Source organism: Rouxiella badensis (assembly GCF_026967515.2).
GTDB lineage: Bacteria > Pseudomonadota > Gammaproteobacteria > Enterobacterales > Enterobacteriaceae > Rouxiella > Rouxiella badensis.
The window spans coordinates 3,770,168-3,786,791 of the sequence record NZ_CP114062.1 but is presented as its reverse complement, the minus strand read 5'-3'; the positions used below and the strand labels follow the sequence as shown (position 1 = coordinate 3,786,791).

11 protein-coding genes, 5 tRNA genes, 3 rRNA genes and 1 pseudogene are annotated in these 16,624 nt (G+C 49.9%); 18 read left to right on the top strand and 2 right to left on the bottom strand.

The window, feature by feature from the left end; translation table 11 throughout:
- Positions 1 to 34 precede the first annotated feature (34 nt).
- The 7 genes and pseudogenes from hemG to birA all read left to right on the top strand — a co-directional run bounded on the left by hemG (position 35) and on the right by birA (position 8,373).
- Positions 35 to 568, top strand: a complete 534-nt coding sequence (hemG, locus tag O1V65_RS17440; protein ID WP_017494392.1) for a menaquinone-dependent protoporphyrinogen IX dehydrogenase — start codon at positions 35 to 37, stop codon at positions 566 to 568.
- Positions 569 to 993: 425 nt separating this feature from the next.
- Positions 994 to 2,536 (top strand): 16S ribosomal RNA (locus O1V65_RS17435).
- A gap of 143 nt (positions 2,537 to 2,679) precedes the next feature.
- Positions 2,680 to 2,755: transfer RNA gene (locus O1V65_RS17430), tRNA-Glu, on the top strand.
- A gap of 258 nt (positions 2,756 to 3,013) precedes the next feature.
- A 23S ribosomal RNA gene (locus O1V65_RS17425) occupies positions 3,014 to 5,919 on the top strand.
- 121 nt (positions 5,920 to 6,040) lie between these two features.
- A 5S ribosomal RNA gene (rrf, locus tag O1V65_RS17420) occupies positions 6,041 to 6,156 on the top strand.
- Together the 16S, 23S and 5S rRNA genes with 1 tRNA gene alongside form the textbook arrangement of a ribosomal RNA operon.
- Positions 6,157 to 6,376: 220 nt before the next feature.
- Positions 6,377 to 7,417 (top strand): annotated as a pseudogene (gene murB / locus O1V65_RS17415) (UDP-N-acetylmuramate dehydrogenase); the annotation flags it as partial.
- Positions 7,414 to 8,373: a bifunctional biotin--[acetyl-CoA-carboxylase] ligase/biotin operon repressor BirA gene (birA, locus tag O1V65_RS17410; protein ID WP_017494312.1), complete on the top strand. Its 960-nt coding sequence runs from the start codon at positions 7,414 to 7,416 to the stop codon at positions 8,371 to 8,373. The pseudogene murB and the gene birA, both read left to right, overlap by 4 nt.
- A 79-nt stretch (positions 8,374 to 8,452) precedes the next feature.
- On the opposite strand, the gene coaA is transcribed toward birA, so the two are convergent.
- Positions 8,453 to 9,403 (bottom strand): type I pantothenate kinase, encoded by a 951-nt coding sequence (coaA, locus tag O1V65_RS17405; protein ID WP_026110850.1) that lies wholly within the window; start codon positions 9,401 to 9,403, stop codon positions 8,453 to 8,455.
- A 243-nt stretch (positions 9,404 to 9,646) separates the two neighbouring features.
- The gene (locus O1V65_RS17400; protein WP_017494310.1) at positions 9,647 to 10,168 is read right to left on the bottom strand and encodes a GNAT family N-acetyltransferase; all 522 of its coding nucleotides are present in this window, start codon (positions 10,166 to 10,168) and stop codon (positions 9,647 to 9,649) included.
- Between the two features lie 419 nt (positions 10,169 to 10,587).
- On the opposite strand from O1V65_RS17400, the gene O1V65_RS17395 reads away from it, so the two are divergent.
- The 11 genes from O1V65_RS17395 to rplL all read left to right on the top strand — a co-directional run bounded on the left by O1V65_RS17395 (position 10,588) and on the right by rplL (position 16,297).
- A tRNA-Thr gene (locus O1V65_RS17395) sits at positions 10,588 to 10,663 on the top strand.
- A 19-nt stretch (positions 10,664 to 10,682) separates the two neighbouring features.
- Positions 10,683 to 10,767, top strand: a tRNA-Tyr gene (locus O1V65_RS17390).
- A gap of 203 nt (positions 10,768 to 10,970) precedes the next feature.
- Positions 10,971 to 11,045, top strand: a tRNA-Gly gene (locus O1V65_RS17385).
- Positions 11,046 to 11,058: 13 nt separating this feature from the next.
- Positions 11,059 to 11,134: transfer RNA gene (locus O1V65_RS17380), tRNA-Thr, on the top strand.
- A gap of 110 nt (positions 11,135 to 11,244) precedes the next feature.
- Positions 11,245 to 12,429, top strand: a complete 1,185-nt coding sequence (gene tuf / locus O1V65_RS17375) for an elongation factor Tu (protein WP_192504208.1) — start codon at positions 11,245 to 11,247, stop codon at positions 12,427 to 12,429.
- Positions 12,430 to 12,677: 248 nt separating this feature from the next.
- Entirely contained in the window at positions 12,678 to 13,061 is a 384-nt protein-coding gene (gene secE, locus O1V65_RS17370) for a preprotein translocase subunit SecE (RefSeq protein WP_017492762.1), read from the top strand.
- A 1-nt stretch (position 13,062) separates the two neighbouring features.
- Positions 13,063 to 13,608 carry a transcription termination/antitermination protein NusG gene (gene nusG / locus O1V65_RS17365; protein WP_017492761.1) on the top strand — a complete coding sequence of 182 codons (546 nt, stop codon included), beginning with the start codon at positions 13,063 to 13,065 and terminating at the stop codon, positions 13,606 to 13,608.
- 255 nt (positions 13,609 to 13,863) lie between these two features.
- Positions 13,864 to 14,292 carry a 50S ribosomal protein L11 gene (rplK, locus tag O1V65_RS17360; RefSeq protein ID WP_017492760.1) on the top strand — a complete coding sequence of 143 codons (429 nt, stop codon included), beginning with the start codon at positions 13,864 to 13,866 and terminating at the stop codon, positions 14,290 to 14,292.
- A gap of 3 nt (positions 14,293 to 14,295) precedes the next feature.
- On the top strand, positions 14,296 to 15,000 hold the full coding sequence (gene rplA, locus O1V65_RS17355) for a 50S ribosomal protein L1 (RefSeq protein ID WP_017492759.1): 705 nt from the start codon (positions 14,296 to 14,298) through the stop codon (positions 14,998 to 15,000).
- Positions 15,001 to 15,357: 357 nt separating this feature from the next.
- Positions 15,358 to 15,861 (top strand): 50S ribosomal protein L10, encoded by a 504-nt coding sequence (gene rplJ, locus O1V65_RS17350; RefSeq protein ID WP_009639141.1) that lies wholly within the window; start codon positions 15,358 to 15,360, stop codon positions 15,859 to 15,861.
- A gap of 70 nt (positions 15,862 to 15,931) precedes the next feature.
- Complete coding sequence (rplL, locus tag O1V65_RS17345; RefSeq protein ID WP_084913265.1) at positions 15,932 to 16,297, top strand: 50S ribosomal protein L7/L12; 366 nt, start codon at positions 15,932 to 15,934, stop codon at positions 16,295 to 16,297.
- Positions 16,298 to 16,624: the final 327 nt, after the last annotated feature.

Here is a 16,624-nt window from a genome sequence, read left to right as displayed (position 1 = left end):
GCTCATGGATTCATTATTAAGAAAGGAAACCCGGATGAAAGCCTTGGTACTTTATTCCAGCCGAGATGGGCAGACCCACGCCATCGCTTCTTATATAGGTAACATTATTAAAGAAGAGGGGGAGTGTGACGTCATGGACCTTCAGGACGCCGACGCGATCGACTTGTCTCGCTACGGCAAGGTGATGATTGGCGCTTCTATTCGCTATGGCCACTTTTCTCCATTGCTCGACAAGTTTGTGAAACGTCACGTCGAGCGGCTTAACGCGATGCCGTCAGCGTTTTTCTCGGTGAACCTGACCGCACGTAAACCTGAGAAACGTTCTCCGCAGACCAACGCCTATACGCGTAAGTTCCTTTTGGCGACGCCGTGGAAACCGACGCAGTGTGGCGTCTTTGCCGGTGCACTGCGTTATCCCCGTTATGGTTGGCTGGATAAAGTCATGATCCAGTTAATTATGCGTATTACCAAGGGAGAAACGGACACCAGTAAAGAAGTTGAATATACGGATTGGGAACAGGTGAAGCAGTTTGCCGTCGATTTTGACAAATTAGCGGTCAAAATATAGTCCAAAAGGGTCTTAAATAACCTTTTTGTAGAAAAAGTAAGCGGTCGTGCGGGTTTTTTAAAAAAGGGGTTGCGGCCCCTCAGAAACTCCCTATAATGCGCCTCCACTGACCGGGAACAACGACTCCTCTAACGAGAACCAAGTCGCCGGGTTGGGAAGAGAAAAAGAAAAAATTCGAAAGAAAATTCTTGACTCTTCAGCGGGAAAGCGTATTATGCACCTCCCGCGCCGCATAAGATTCATTGCGAACAGCGGCACTGCTCTTTAACAATTTATCAGACAATCTGTGTGGGCACTCACAAGACGATATCAGCCACCTCGGTGGCAAAAAATATCAAGTCTTAGAGTGACCAAGCAGTAATTCATTATGAATGATGTGAAGTAACTTTGAGCATCGCTGAACTTGTTTCAGCAAATCGAACTTTTAATTGAAGAGTTTGATCATGGCTCAGATTGAACGCTGGCGGCAGGCCTAACACATGCAAGTCGAGCGGTAGCACGGGAGAGCTTGCTCTCTGGGTGACGAGCGGCGGACGGGTGAGTAATGTCTGGGAAACTGCCTGATGGAGGGGGATAACTACTGGAAACGGTAGCTAATACCGCATGATGTCGCAAGACCAAAGTGGGGGACCTTCGGGCCTCACGCCATCGGATGTGCCCAGATGGGATTAGCTAGTAGGTGGGGTAATGGCTCACCTAGGCGACGATCCCTAGCTGGTCTGAGAGGATGACCAGCCACACTGGAACTGAGACACGGTCCAGACTCCTACGGGAGGCAGCAGTGGGGAATATTGCACAATGGGCGCAAGCCTGATGCAGCCATGCCGCGTGTGTGAAGAAGGCCTTAGGGTTGTAAAGCACTTTCAGCGAGGAGGAAGGCGTTGTAGTTAATAACTGCAGCGATTGACGTTACTCGCAGAAGAAGCACCGGCTAACTCCGTGCCAGCAGCCGCGGTAATACGGAGGGTGCAAGCGTTAATCGGAATTACTGGGCGTAAAGCGCACGCAGGCGGTTTGTTAAGTCAGATGTGAAATCCCCGAGCTTAACTTGGGAACTGCATTTGAAACTGGCAAGCTAGAGTCTTGTAGAGGGGGGTAGAATTCCAGGTGTAGCGGTGAAATGCGTAGAGATCTGGAGGAATACCGGTGGCGAAGGCGGCCCCCTGGACAAAGACTGACGCTCAGGTGCGAAAGCGTGGGGAGCAAACAGGATTAGATACCCTGGTAGTCCACGCTGTAAACGATGTCGACTTGGAGGTTGTGCCCTTGAGGCGTGGCTTCCGGAGCTAACGCGTTAAGTCGACCGCCTGGGGAGTACGGCCGCAAGGTTAAAACTCAAATGAATTGACGGGGGCCCGCACAAGCGGTGGAGCATGTGGTTTAATTCGATGCAACGCGAAGAACCTTACCTACTCTTGACATCCAGAGAATTTGCTAGAGATAGCTTAGTGCCTTCGGGAACTCTGAGACAGGTGCTGCATGGCTGTCGTCAGCTCGTGTTGTGAAATGTTGGGTTAAGTCCCGCAACGAGCGCAACCCTTATCCTTTGTTGCCAGCACGTAATGGTGGGAACTCAAAGGAGACTGCCGGTGATAAACCGGAGGAAGGTGGGGATGACGTCAAGTCATCATGGCCCTTACGAGTAGGGCTACACACGTGCTACAATGGCGTATACAAAGAGAAGCGAACTCGCGAGAGCAAGCGGACCTCATAAAGTACGTCGTAGTCCGGATTGGAGTCTGCAACTCGACTCCATGAAGTCGGAATCGCTAGTAATCGTAGATCAGAATGCTACGGTGAATACGTTCCCGGGCCTTGTACACACCGCCCGTCACACCATGGGAGTGGGTTGCAAAAGAAGTAGGTAGCTTAACCTTCGGGAGGGCGCTTACCACTTTGTGATTCATGACTGGGGTGAAGTCGTAACAAGGTAACCGTAGGGGAACCTGCGGTTGGATCACCTCCTTACCTCAAGATACGCATTGTGCAGTGTCCACACAGATTGTCTGATAGATGTAAACGAGCAAGCGCTACCTGTTGATGCAGTAAGGGAAACCTTACGCTGATACGAAAGAAGCGCCGGGTTTTATCACCTGGTGCGGCATTTTCGTGTCCCCATCGTCTAGAGGCCTAGGACACTGCCCTTTCACGGCTGTAACAGGGGTTCGAATCCCCTTGGGGACGCCACGCCGATAATGTGTGAAAGACATTATCACTCTGTACCTTAGCGGGTCAGAATTTATCTTAAAGATGACTTTAACGAGTCGTGTTTAAGATATTGCTCTTTAACAATCTGGAACAAGCTGAAAAATTGAAATGATACAGCTGAACATAACTCTCCGTAGAAGTACTGAGTTATGCGCACCTGTATTAGAGTCTCTCAAATAATCACAGCCTCGAATGTTGTCACTCTTTATGAGTTTATAAGACACCTTCGGGTTGTGAGGTTAAGCGACTAAGCGTACACGGTGGATGCCTAGGCAGTCAGAGGCGATGAAGGGCGTGCTAATCTGCGAAAAGCGTCGGTAAGGTGATATGAACCGTTATACCCGACGATACCCGAATGGGGAAACCCAATGTGATACGTCACATTATCGCATGGTGAATACATAGCCATGCGAGGCGAACCGGGGGAACTGAAACATCTAAGTACCCCGAGGAAAAGAAATCAACCGAGATTCCCCCAGTAGCGGCGAGCGAACGGGGAACAGCCCAGAACCTGAATCAGTTTGTGTGTTAGTGGAAGCGTCTGGAAGGTCGCACGGTACAGGGTGATAGTCCCGTACACAAAAGCGCATGAATTGTGAGTTCGATGAGTAGGGCGGGACACGTGACATCCTGTCTGAATATGGGGGGACCATCCTCCAAGGCTAAATACTCCTGACTGACCGATAGTGAACCAGTACCGTGAGGGAAAGGCGAAAAGAACCCCGGCGAGGGGAGTGAAATAGAACCTGAAACCGTGTACGTACAAGCAGTGGGAGCCTACTTGTTAGGTGACTGCGTACCTTTTGTATAATGGGTCAGCGACTTATATTTTGTAGCAAGGTTAACCGTATAGGGGAGCCGTAGGGAAACCGAGTCTTAACTGGGCGTCAAGTTGCAAGGTATAGACCCGAAACCCGGTGATCTAGCCATGGGCAGGTTGAAGGTTGGGTAACACTAACTGGAGGACCGAACCGACTAATGTTGAAAAATTAGCGGATGACTTGTGGCTGGGGGTGAAAGGCCAATCAAACCGGGAGATAGCTGGTTCTCCCCGAAAGCTATTTAGGTAGCGCCTCGTGAACTCATCTTCGGGGGTAGAGCACTGTTTCGACTAGGGGGCCATCCCGGCTTACCAACTCGATGCAAACTCCGAATACCGAAGAATGTTATCACGGGAGACACACGGCGGGTGCTAACGTCCGTCGTGAAGAGGGAAACAACCCAGACCGCCAGCTAAGGTCCCAAAGTCATGGTTAAGTGGGAAACGATGTGGGAAGGCATAGACAGCCAGGATGTTGGCTTAGAAGCAGCCATCATTTAAAGAAAGCGTAATAGCTCACTGGTCGAGTCGGCCTGCGCGGAAGATGTAACGGGGCTAAACCATGCACCGAAGCTGCGGCAGCGACGCTTAGGCGTTGTTGGGTAGGGGAGCGTTCTGTAAGCCGTAGAAGGTGAACTGTGAGGTTTGCTGGAGGTATCAGAAGTGCGAATGCTGACATAAGTAACGATAATGCGGGTGAAAAACCCGCACGCCGGAAGACCAAGGGTTCCTGTCCAACGTTAATCGGGGCAGGGTGAGTCGACCCCTAAGGCGAGGCTGAAAAGCGTAGTCGATGGGAAACAGGTTAATATTCCTGTACTTGGTGTTACTGCGAAGGGGGGACGGAGAGGGCTAGGCTAGCCGGGCGACGGTTGTCCCGGTTTAAGCGTGTAGGGGTGTAGACCTGGTAAATCCGGTTTACTGTAACCCTGAGGCGTGATGACGAGTCACTACGGTGATGAAGTAGTTGATGCCGCACTTCCAGGAAAAGCCTCTAAGCATCAGGTAACATTAAATCGTACCCCAAACCGACACAGGTGGTCAGGTAGAGAATACTCAGGCGCTTGAGAGAACTCGGGTGAAGGAACTAGGCAAAATGGTGCCGTAACTTCGGGAGAAGGCACGCTGTCGCTAGGTGGAGGAACTTGCTTCCCGAGCCGAAGACAGTCGAAGATACCAGCTGGCTGCAACTGTTTAATAAAAACACAGCACTGTGCAAACACGAAAGTGGACGTATACGGTGTGACGCCTGCCCGGTGCCGGAAGGTTAATTGATGGGGTTATCCGCAAGGAGAAGCTCTTGATCGAAGCCCCGGTAAACGGCGGCCGTAACTATAACGGTCCTAAGGTAGCGAAATTCCTTGTCGGGTAAGTTCCGACCTGCACGAATGGCGTAATGATGGCCAGGCTGTCTCCACCCGAGACTCAGTGAAATTGAACTCGCTGTGAAGATGCAGTGTACCCGCGGCAAGACGGAAAGACCCCGTGAACCTTTACTATAGCTTGACACTGAACATTGAGCCTTGATGTGTAGGATAGGTGGGAGGCTTTGAAGCGTGGACGCCAGTCTGCGTGGAGCCAACCTTGAAATACCACCCTTTAATGTTTGATGTTCTAACTCGGCCCCATAATCTGGGGTGAGGACAGTGTCTGGTGGGTAGTTTGACTGGGGCGGTCTCCTCCTAAAGAGTAACGGAGGAGCACGAAGGTTAGCTAATCACGGTCGGACATCGTGAGGTTAGTGCAATGGCATAAGCTAGCTTGACTGCGAGAGTGACGGCTCGAGCAGGTACGAAAGTAGGTCATAGTGATCCGGTGGTTCTGAATGGAAGGGCCATCGCTCAACGGATAAAAGGTACTCCGGGGATAACAGGCTGATACCGCCCAAGAGTTCATATCGACGGCGGTGTTTGGCACCTCGATGTCGGCTCATCACATCCTGGGGCTGAAGTAGGTCCCAAGGGTACGGCTGTTCGCCGTTTAAAGTGGTACGCGAGCTGGGTTTAGAACGTCGTGAGACAGTTCGGTCCCTATCTGCCGTGGGCGTTGGAAGATTGAGAGGGGCTGCTCCTAGTACGAGAGGACCGGAGTGGACGCATCACTGGTGTTCGGGTTGTCATGCCAATGGCATTGCCCGGTAGCTAAATGCGGAAAAGATAAGCGCTGAAAGCATCTAAGCGCGAAACTTGCCTCAAGATGAGTCTTCCCTGGAGCTTCGAGCTCCCTGAAGGGACGTTTAAGACTAAGACGTTGATAGGCTGGGTGTGTAAGTGCAGCGATGCATTGAGCTAACCAGTACTAATGACCCGAGAGGCTTAACCTTACAACACCGAAGGTGTTTTAGAGAGACGAGACGAAAGTTTCAAGAAATCAGCTTGTTCAAAGATTGGTTCTGATGGCGGCCTGCAGGAATGTGGAAAGCGGTTGGGATGAAACAGAATTTGCCTGGCGGCAGTAGCGCGGTGGTCCCACCTGACCCCATGCCGAACTCAGAAGTGAAACGCCGTAGCGCCGATGGTAGTGTGGGGTCTCCCCATGCGAGAGTAGGGAACTGCCAGGCATCAAATAAAGAACAAGCCCTAGTCGAAAGACTGGGGCTTTTTCTCGTCGGTAATTTAAGAAATTCCAGTTCAAGAGAAGGCCCCTGTCTGACGACAGGGGCCTTTTTGTGCGCGTTTACTGACCATTTTCGCCTTACGGTACCTAAAAACATTCGCGTCACCCTCGGTAGGATCGGGTAAACTAGAGCTAATTAAGCCACGAATGAGCGAGTAAACTGCGTTATGTCGAGTCACGACACATCACTAAAAAATCTTAATACCTTCGCTATCGACGCGCAGGCATCACAAATTATCACCGCAACGCGTAGTGAGCATCTGACCGAAGCCTGGCACCTTGCCCAAAAAAATCATCAGCCTCTATTGCTCCTCGGCGAAGGCAGTAACGTTCTATTTCTGGAAAACTTTGCAGGGATCGTTGCCGTAAATCGCCTTAAAGGCATCGATATTACGCAAACCGACAGCGAATGGCTGCTACACGTAGGTGCTGGAGAAAACTGGCACCAACTGGTTTGTCACACTCTGGAAAACAACATCGCTGGGCTGGAAAATCTGGCACTAATCCCGGGATGCGTGGGTTCTGCCCCAATTCAAAATATCGGTGCATACGGTATTGAGCTACAAAGCCTGTGTAATTATGTTGATGTGCTCAATCTTGAGAGCGGGGAAGTGATGCGTTTATCGGCTATCGACTGTCTGTTTGGCTACCGTGAGAGCATTTTCAAGCATTCTTACCGTGACGGATATGCCATCATCGCTGTCGGTTTACGCCTGCAAAAAGATTGGCAGCCTAAGCTGACCTATGGTGATTTGACCCGCATGGATCCTACAACCGTCACACCTCAACAAATATTTGAGTCAGTTTGCGCCATGCGGCGCAGTAAATTACCCGATCCCGCGAAAACCGGGAATGCCGGCAGCTTCTATAAAAACCCAATCGTGGATGCCAAACGCGTCAATGCGCTGCTTGCTGAATACCCTAACATGCCTGTTTACCCGCAGCATGATGGCAACGTGAAACTCGCTGCCGGCTGGCTGGTTGAGAATGCTGGACTTAAAGGATTCAATATCGGCGGGGCGGCCGTTCATCAGCAGCAAGCTTTAGTGTTGATTAACCAACACAACGCCACCAGCGCCGATGTGTTGGCGCTTGCAAGCTATGTCCGTGATACCGTTGCCGAGAAGTTTTCCGTATGGTTAGAGCCTGAGGTTCGCTTTATCTCGGCGCAGGGTGAAGTGAATGCGGTTGAGGCCTTATCATGAAAGATATTACGGTACCGCTGCGTCTGATTTCGATACTCTCCGACGGAGAATTTCATTCGGGTGAACAGCTCGGAACCGAATTAGGCATGAGCCGTGCGGCGATCAATAAACATATTCAGACCGTCCGAGACTGGGGATTGGACATCTTTACCGTACCGGGCAAAGGCTATCGTCTACCAGCCTCGATACAGCTGTTAGACAGTGACAAGATTCTGGCCGCTTTGCCTGAAGGGAACGTTGACGTTCTCCCGGTCATTGATTCGACGAATCAATATTTGCAGGATCGTATTCACGAGCTGAACTCTGGCGATGCCTGCGTTGCTGAATATCAGCAGGAGGGGCGAGGGCGTCGCGGTCGTAGGTGGTTCTCGCCTTTCGGTTCCAATCTCTATCTTTCCATGTACTGGAAGTTGGATCAGGGGCCAGCGGCAGCAATGGGCCTGAGTCTGGTTATCGGCATCGTGATGGGCGAAGTCATGCAGCATTTAGGCGCGGAAGATGTACGCGTGAAGTGGCCCAACGACCTTTACCTGAAAGATCGTAAGCTAGCGGGAATACTGGTGGAGTTAACGGGGAAAACCGGGGATGCGGCGCATCTGGTTATTGGCGCGGGCATTAATCTGCGTATGCGTGAACCTGCGGCAGATGTGATTAATCAGGGCTGGATTAACCTGCAGGAAGCGGGTATCGACATCGATCGCAACGAGCTTACCGTTACACTGCTGAAAGAGTTGCGCGGTGCACTACGCAAGTTTGAACAGGAGGGGCTGGCGTCATTTATTCCACGTTGGCGCAATCTGGATAACTTCCTCGACAGGCCGGTTAAACTGCTTATTGGTGATAAAGAGATCCACGGTATTGAGCGCGGTATCGATCAGCAGGGCGCTTTATTGCTCGAGATTGACGGAGAAATTAAGACCTTTATCGGTGGTGAAATATCTCTTCGCGGTAGATAAGTTTTCATCAAATATAAAAAAGGGGACCGTGAGTTCCCTCTTTTATACGTGTGACCCTCCCTAAACAGCACCGCGTAATCTATTTACGTAATCGCACACTCTCGACTGCGTGATTCGCACTTTTGGTCATGATGAGGCTAGCGCGCTCACGGGTTGGTAAGATATTTTCTTTTAAATTCAATCCATTAATTTCATTCCACAGGCCGGTTGCGATCTGCACGGCTTCGGCTTCTGGGAGCTTGGAATAATGATGGAAATAACTGTCGGGATCGGAAAATGCGCCCTGACGGAATTTAAGAAAGCGATTGATATACCAGCTCTGTAATAAGTCTTCCGGTGCGTCGACATAAATAGAGAAATCAACGAAATCCGAAACAAATACGCGATGCGGGTCGTGCGGATAGTCCATCCCGCTTTGCAATACGTTCAGCCCTTCCAGGATTAAAATATCCGGCTGATTAATGACTTTGTTGCCATCGGGTATCACGTCATAGATAAGATGCGAATACACCGGGGCACTGACATTTTTGGCCCCCGACTTCACTTCAGAAACAAACTTAACCAGCTGATGGATATCATAAGACTGCGGGAAGCCTTTCTTCTTCATGATCCCACGCTCATTTAACGTCTTATTGGGATAAAGGAAGCCATCTGTGGTGATAAGCTCGACGCTACGGTGCTCTGGCCAGCGGCTCAGTAGCGCTTGCAGGAGACGAGCTGTGGTGCTTTTGCCAACGGCGACGCTGCCTGCGATGCCAATGACGTAAGGAATTTTCTGGCCATCGGTGCCCAGGAACTGCTCGAGAACAGCCTGACGACGGAGGTTTGAACTGATATAGAAATTTAACAGACGTGAAAGCGGCAGGTAAATCTGCGCTACTTCTTCAAGAGACAGGTCCTCGTTTATGCCTTTCAGTTTCATAATTTCCGCTTCTTTGAGCGTTAATGGAACTGAGTCACGTAGGGCTGCCCACTGAGTTCTGTCGAACTGTAGGTATGGGGTTGCCAAAGATAAGTCTCTTTTCTTCATAAGTTAAAGTCTGCCCGTTAGCGCAGGTCAGGAAAGGCGTTCCACGCCAACTCCAGACAGTAAACCAGCTGGCCATTATAGACAGCTTGCCTGTGAGCGTAGACAATTTTCTTATTAACTTATCGATTTCTTTGATTGAGTTAAAAGATTTTTGAGAACTTCTGAAAGCAGGGAAGGGGGAACCCGCCCCTATCGTAAGAGAGGATCCGCACATAACATCATGTTAATACAATGTTATATTTTCTAGTTCGCAAACTCGTGTGGCAAGGGGGCACTCGGTATCAGACGTTTGTAATAAACCATTTCACCCTGCCGCGAAGAGTAAGATTCCTGATGGTTTGAGGTGCGTTTTCCCGAGCAACGGTAACCCTGAGCACGATAAAAAGCTTCCGCCGGAGTGCCTGCTTCTATATCTAGCGACAACAATCCCCGACGAAGAGTAAAGGCGGTATTCTCTAGCTCGCGCATTAGCTGCTTGCCTACGCCGCGTCGTCTCGCTGTGCTATCTACGACCAGCGTCGAGACAGTCCCACACTGATCTGAAGGCTTCTCTGCGTCGAGGTCGAGCTGAACGGTCCCTATTACGCCGTGTTCATCGCGCGCTATCCACAGTAGCCGCTGATTGCGTGAGAGCGCCGCACGCAGCTCGTGAAAGAATGCTTCAGCTTCTGGTGCAGAGTCTGACGTGTCAGCCTCAAGCAGCAGCGGTGTCAGCTCATCGCGATAAATCGGTAATGTAGCGGCATTGAGCAGGACAATTTTCATAATCACTTCTCCGTAGAGGACGTGGGAGTATGGGATGAGGATAAATTTAAGCTAACTCTTGCTAAGCAATAAGCGCGCCAAAGAGAAGAATCCTTAAATTACAGGCGATGACGAGAGACATGGGGCAAGAAGTGGCGCAAAACTGTGCGACAGATCACTTTCCTGGTGCAGGGGGGACTCATTTTTTAGGGGCGAAGATAAAAATAAACGATCTTTTTTCTCACGATTTTGCTTTCCTGCGAAGAAAGCCGGAAAACCGCTGTTCAAAAAACGTGCCCAACTGGCTGCTCTTTAAGCGATAAACAGGTCAAAAGGGGGCTAAAAACACCTTTTTGAATAAAACATGACCGAAAGAACAATTATCGCAATTTTTTTGTTGCATGACCTGCCAAGTCCCCCTAGAATGCGCAGCACTTGATGCCGGCTTAGCTCAGTTGGTAGAGCAACTGACTTGTAATCAGTAGGTCACCAGTTCGATTCCGGTAGCCGGCACCATCAAGTACTTTAACAATTAGGTGGGGTTCCCGAGCGGCCAAAGGGAGCAGACTGTAAATCTGCCGTCATCGACTTCGAAGGTTCGAATCCTTCCCCCACCACCATCTTCCTCTGCGAGGTAGAAACGGCAGTAGCCGAATCGACCAGCCTGCAGAGTGAAAGATGAAAGTTTATAACCTTGAGTCTCCAAACATTCAGTCAAATGAAATAGTGCGGGTCTTGAGGTGAAGGTGCGGAATTAAGTGTTTCATCGCCTTGTCCCCACCTTGATGTTCTTCAGAAAAATCAGGTAGCCGGGTTCTAGGATGCGGGCATCGTATAATGGCTATTACCTCAGCCTTCCAAGCTGATGATGTGGGTTCGATTCCCACTGCCCGCTCCAACTAACTAGATGTGCTGATATAGCTCAGTTGGTAGAGCGCACCCTTGGTAAGGGTGAGGTCGGCAGTTCGAATCTGCCTATCAGCACCACTTCTAAATTCTTCCCTCCCTGATTTTCTTCTGAAACTTAATTCAAACAAGCAATTGCTTGGTTGATGTGGTGATACCACCGATCTAACCGTGTCTCAGAGGGACAATCGATGTCTAAAGAAAAGTTTGAACGTTCTAAACCGCACGTCAACGTTGGTACTATCGGCCACGTTGACCACGGCAAAACTACCCTGACTGCTGCTATCACCACCGTTCTGGCTAAAACCTACGGCGGTTCTGCTCGTGCATTCGACCAGATCGATAACGCACCAGAAGAAAAAGCACGTGGTATCACCATCAACACTTCCCACGTTGAGTATGACACCCCATCACGTCACTACGCGCACGTTGACTGCCCAGGGCACGCCGACTACGTTAAAAACATGATCACCGGTGCTGCTCAGATGGACGGCGCTATCCTGGTTGTTGCTGCGACTGATGGCCCTATGCCACAGACTCGTGAGCACATCCTGCTGGGTCGTCAGGTTGGCGTTCCTTTCATCATCGTATTCATGAACAAATGTGACATGGTTGATGATGAAGAGCTGCTGGAACTGGTAGAAATGGAAGTTCGTGAACTTCTGTCTGCTTATGACTTCCCTGGTGATGACCTGCCAGTTGTTCGTGGTTCAGCGCTGAAAGCACTGGAAGGCGAGCCAGAGTGGGAAGCTAAAATCATCGAACTGGCTGGTTTCCTGGATTCTTACATCCCAGAACCAGAGCGCGCTATCGACAAGCCGTTCCTGCTGCCAATCGAAGACGTATTCTCCATCTCCGGTCGTGGTACCGTTGTTACCGGTCGTGTTGAGCGCGGTATCGTTAAAGTTGGTGAAGAAGTTGAAATCGTGGGTATCAAGGACACTGTTAAGTCTACTTGTACTGGCGTTGAAATGTTCCGTAAACTGCTGGACGAAGGTCGTGCAGGCGAGAACGTTGGTGTTCTGCTGCGTGGTATCAAGCGTGAAGACATCGAACGTGGTCAGGTTCTGGCTAAACCAGGTTCAATCAAACCACACACCAAATTTGACTCAGAAGTTTATATCCTGAGCAAAGATGAAGGCGGTCGTCATACTCCGTTCTTCAAAGGCTACCGTCCACAGTTCTACTTCCGTACAACTGACGTGACCGGTACCATCGAACTGCCAGAAGGCGTTGAGATGGTAATGCCTGGTGACAACGTGAACATGGTTGTTACCCTGATCCACCCAATCGCGATGGACGACGGTCTGCGTTTCGCAATCCGTGAAGGCGGCCGTACCGTGGGTGCTGGTGTTGTTGCTAAAGTTATCGCTTAATCGCTGATAGTTTTTTGTCACTTTACGTTGACGCAACACACACTAAAAGGGCATCATTCGATGCCCTTTTTTCTACGCTATAGCGCCAGAACCTATCTCATCAGCGATTTTTCAGTCATAATCATTGGTGAGATAGGCTCTAGAGATAGCGTAAACACCGAGCGTACGTTCTCGCCTACATTCGGTTTGGTTTGCCTCGCAATGCGAGGCAAAGTTGTTTGTTCTGATTCATTGTGACGGGTTGGTTTATGAGTGCGAATACCGAGGCTCAAGGGAGCGGGCGCGGCCTGGAAGCGGTTAAGTGGATTGTCGTAGCCGTTTTACTGGTCGTAGCTATTGTCGGTAACTATTATTACCGTGCATACAGCCTGCCGTTACGTGCGTTGGCAGTTGTCGTTATCATCGCTATTGCTGGTGCAGTTGCGCTGATGACCATTAAAGGCAAAGCAACTGTCGCGTTTGCGCGCGAAGCACGTACTGAAGTACGTAAAGTAATTTGGCCTACACGCCAGGAAACATTGCATACCACTCTGATCGTGGCAGCTGTAACTGCGGTAATGTCACTGATTCTTTGGGGCCTGGATGGTATTCTGGTCCGTCTGGTATCCTTCATTACTGGCTTGAGGTTCTAAAATGTCTGAAGCACCTAAAAAACGTTGGTACGTCGTTCAGGCGTTTTCTGGATTTGAAGGCCGCGTGGCTCAGTCGCTGCGTGAGCACATCAAATTGCACGACATGGAAGAGTTGTTCGGCGAAGTGATGGTTCCAACCGAGGAAGTCGTTGAAATCCGCGGTGGGCAGCGTCGCAAAAGCGAGCGCAAATTCTTCCCGGGTTATGTGCTGGTTCAGATGGTGATGAACGACGCCAGCTGGCACCTCGTTCGCAGCGTTCCGCGCGTGATGGGTTTCATCGGCGGGACCTCGGACCGACCAGCACCGATTAGCGATAAAGAAGTTGACGCTATCATGAATCGCCTGCAGCAAGTGGGTGACAAGCCTCGTCCGAAAACGATGTTCGAGCCGGGCGAGCTGGTACGTGTCAACGATGGTCCGTTTGCAGACTTCAACGGCGTTGTCGAGGAAGTGGACTACGAAAAAAGCCGCCTGAAAGTTTCCGTTTCCATCTTTGGCCGTGCTACACCGGTTGAACTGGACTTCGGACAGGTCGAGAAGGGCTAATCTCCTTCAATCTTGCTCTTGAGCAGAGATTATAAAATAACCTGTTTCAGGTGTTGTATGAGGCGCGAAATTAAACTATAATTTCGCGCCTTTTGTTTTTATGCTCGGCAAAAATGTTGAACGGCAGTCCTTGAGAGTGACGACGACATTGGCGTTAGCCTAAAAACTGATACGTAATGTATCGAGAGCGAAAGCTATCAAAAATCACGGGGAGCCTCTTCAAACAGGCGCTAATACCCAACTGAGGAAATTAACATGGCAAAGAAAGTACAAGCCTACGTCAAGCTGCAGGTTGCAGCTGGCTCTGCTAACCCAAGTCCACCGGTTGGTCCGGCACTGGGTCAGCAAGGTGTTAACATCATGGAATTCTGTAAGGCTTTCAACGCCAAGACTGAAAGTCTTGAGAAAGGTCTGCCGATCCCTGTTGTTATTACCGTTTACTCTGACCGTTCTTTCACCTTCGTTACCAAGACCCCTCCAGCAGCAGTTCTGCTGAAGAAAGCGGCTGGTATCAAGTCTGGTTCCGGCAAGCCGAACAAAGACAAAGTGGGTAAAGTAACGAGTGCTCAGGTTCGTGAAATCGCAGAAACCAAAGCTGCGGACATGACTGGTTCTGACGTGGAAGCAATGGTTCGCTCCATCGAAGGTACTGCTCGTTCCATGGGCCTGGTAGTAGAGGGATAAGAAATGGCCAAGCTGACCAAGCGCATGCGCGTGATCCGTGACAAAGTTGAGTCTACCAAACAGTACGACATCAACGAAGCTGTTGCCCTGCTCAAAGAGCTGGCTACTGCTAAATTCGTAGAAAGCGTAGACGTTGCTGTTAACCTCGGCATCGATGCACGTAAATCTGACCAAAACGTTCGCGGCGCAACCGTTCTGCCACACGGCACCGGTCGTTCTGTACGCGTTGCCGTATTTACCCAGGGCGCAAACGCTGAAGCTGCTAAAGCTGCCGGCGCTGAACTGGTAGGTATGGAAGATCTGGCTGACCAGATCAAGAAAGGCGAAATGAACTTCGACGTTGTTATCGCATCTCCAGATGCAATGCGCGTTGTAGGTCAATTGGGCCAGGTTCTTGGTCCACGCGGCCTGATGCCAAACCCGAAAGTTGGTACTGTAACTCCTAACGTTGCTGAAGCGGTTAAGAACGCTAAAGCAGGTCAGGTTCGTTACCGTAACGACAAAAACGGCATCATTCACACCACCATCGGTAAAGTTGACTTCGACGCTGATAAGCTGAAAGAAAACTTGGAAGCACTGCTGGTTGCGTTGAAGAAAGCCAAGCCTTCTCAGGCTAAAGGCGTTTTCATCAAGAAAGTAAGCCTGTCCACTACCATGGGCGCTGGCGTTGCTGTTGATCAGAGCGGCCTTTCAGCAACTGTTGCCTAACTTTTAAAGTTAGAGTAAGCACAGTTTGCTTTTATCGCTTTACGTGGGCGATAGATTTGTCTAAAATCTATCCCCCGTTCGTTTTATAAAAAGCGATAGTGTTTCGGTAACACGAAACCAAGAATTTTTCGGTTGGAGCCTGGCCTATCCAGGCCTCCGTCCAAGACCGCAGGAGTCTCGTCAGAGACTTAATATTTCCTGCGTAGACGGTGACAGAGCCTGAATAAAAATTTTTCTTTTTAAGAATAGTTTTGCTGGATTCTCTGCTCACCGTGTTTGAACGCTTATCTCCGATCCCGGGGATAAGTGATGTGAGTTCCGGGGATTTTCCCCGGCTAAATCCAGGAGCTAAAGCTAATGGCATTAAATCTTCAAGACAAACAAGCGATTGTTGCTGAAGTCAACGAAGTAGCCAAAGGCGCGCTGTCTGCGGTTGTTGCGGATTCCCGTGGCGTTACTGTAGATAAAATGACTGAACTGCGTAAAGCAGGTCGTGAAGCTGGCGTTTACATGCGTGTTGTTCGTAACACCCTGATGCGCCGCGTCGTTGAAGGTACTCCATTCGAGTGCCTGAAAGACACGTTTGTTGGTCCAACCTTGATCGCGTTTTCTCATGAACACCCAGGCGCTGCTGCCCGTCTGTTCAAAGATTTCGCTAAAGCGAACGCTAAGTTCGAGGTTAAAGCTGCGGCCTTTGAAGGTGAGTTCATTCCAGCTGATCAAATCGATCGTCTGGCAACTCTGCCTACTTACGATGAAGCAATCGCACGCCTGATGGCAACCATGAAAGAAGCCTCTGCAGGCAAATTGGTTCGCACTCTGGCTGCTCTGCGCGATCAGAAAGAAGCTACTGCTGCTTAATCAGCAACTTTATTTCTTTTCACGTTACGCTTACGTATAAACTATTTCTGTTTTCTAGGAACAAATCGACATGTCTATCACTAAAGACCAAATCATTGAAGGCGTTGCAGCTCTGTCTGTAATGGAAATCGTAGAACTGATCGCTGCGATGGAAGAAAAATTCGGCGTTTCTGCTGCTGCTGCTGTTGCTGGCCCTGCTGCCGCTGCTGAAGCTGTAGAAGAAAAAACTGAATTCGACGTTGTACTGAAAGGTATCGGCGCGAACAAAGTTGCTGTAATCAAAGCTGTACGTGGCGCAACTGGTCTGGGCCTGAAAGAAGCTAAAGACCTGGTTGAATCTGCACCAGCAGCTCTGAAAGAAGGCATCAGCAAAGACGACGCTGAAGCACTGAAAAAAGCTCTGGAAGAAGCTGGCGCTGAAGTTGAAGTTAAATAAGCCACTGCTTTCTGAGTGCAGTCTGTTTTAATTAACAGACTGATGGCTGGTGACTTTTTAGTCACCAGCCTTTTTGCGCTATAGAGTGTCAGTGGTGTTTCACACTGTTTGACCACTGAACTACTCCAATATTTATTTCTATCTACCTACTTAATATATTGCCGCCGCTTGCTCTGGCTCATCCAGGGATAATGCGCAACGAAATGATTTAAGAGCGATAGAAACGAGTATTGCGGAAAGTAATTCAACTTTCCGATCGACAGAAATGGTGTTGCATGAACTGTCCATCCGGACAGACAAGATTGGGTCACTGATCAGCGAGCTGAG

Excerpts from the sequence above, each read along its gene's own strand:
- hemG (WP_017494392.1), top strand. The coding sequence starts at position 35 with ATGAAAGCCTTGGTACTTTATTCCAGCCGAGATGGGCAGACCCACGCC.
- birA (WP_017494312.1), top strand. The coding sequence starts at position 7,414 with ATGAAAGATATTACGGTACCGCTGCGTCTGATTTCGATACTCTCCGAC.
- coaA (WP_026110850.1), bottom strand. The coding sequence starts at position 9,403 with ATGAAGAAAAGAGACTTATCTTTGGCAACCCCATACCTACAGTTCGAC.
- O1V65_RS17400 (WP_017494310.1), bottom strand. The coding sequence starts at position 10,168 with ATGAAAATTGTCCTGCTCAATGCCGCTACATTACCGATTTATCGCGAT.
- tuf (WP_192504208.1), top strand. The coding sequence starts at position 11,245 with ATGTCTAAAGAAAAGTTTGAACGTTCTAAACCGCACGTCAACGTTGGT.
- secE (WP_017492762.1), top strand. The coding sequence starts at position 12,678 with ATGAGTGCGAATACCGAGGCTCAAGGGAGCGGGCGCGGCCTGGAAGCG.
- nusG (WP_017492761.1), top strand. The coding sequence starts at position 13,063 with ATGTCTGAAGCACCTAAAAAACGTTGGTACGTCGTTCAGGCGTTTTCT.
- rplK (WP_017492760.1), top strand. The coding sequence starts at position 13,864 with ATGGCAAAGAAAGTACAAGCCTACGTCAAGCTGCAGGTTGCAGCTGGC.
- rplA (WP_017492759.1), top strand. The coding sequence starts at position 14,296 with ATGGCCAAGCTGACCAAGCGCATGCGCGTGATCCGTGACAAAGTTGAG.
- rplJ (WP_009639141.1), top strand. The coding sequence starts at position 15,358 with ATGGCATTAAATCTTCAAGACAAACAAGCGATTGTTGCTGAAGTCAAC.
- rplL (WP_084913265.1), top strand. The coding sequence starts at position 15,932 with ATGTCTATCACTAAAGACCAAATCATTGAAGGCGTTGCAGCTCTGTCT.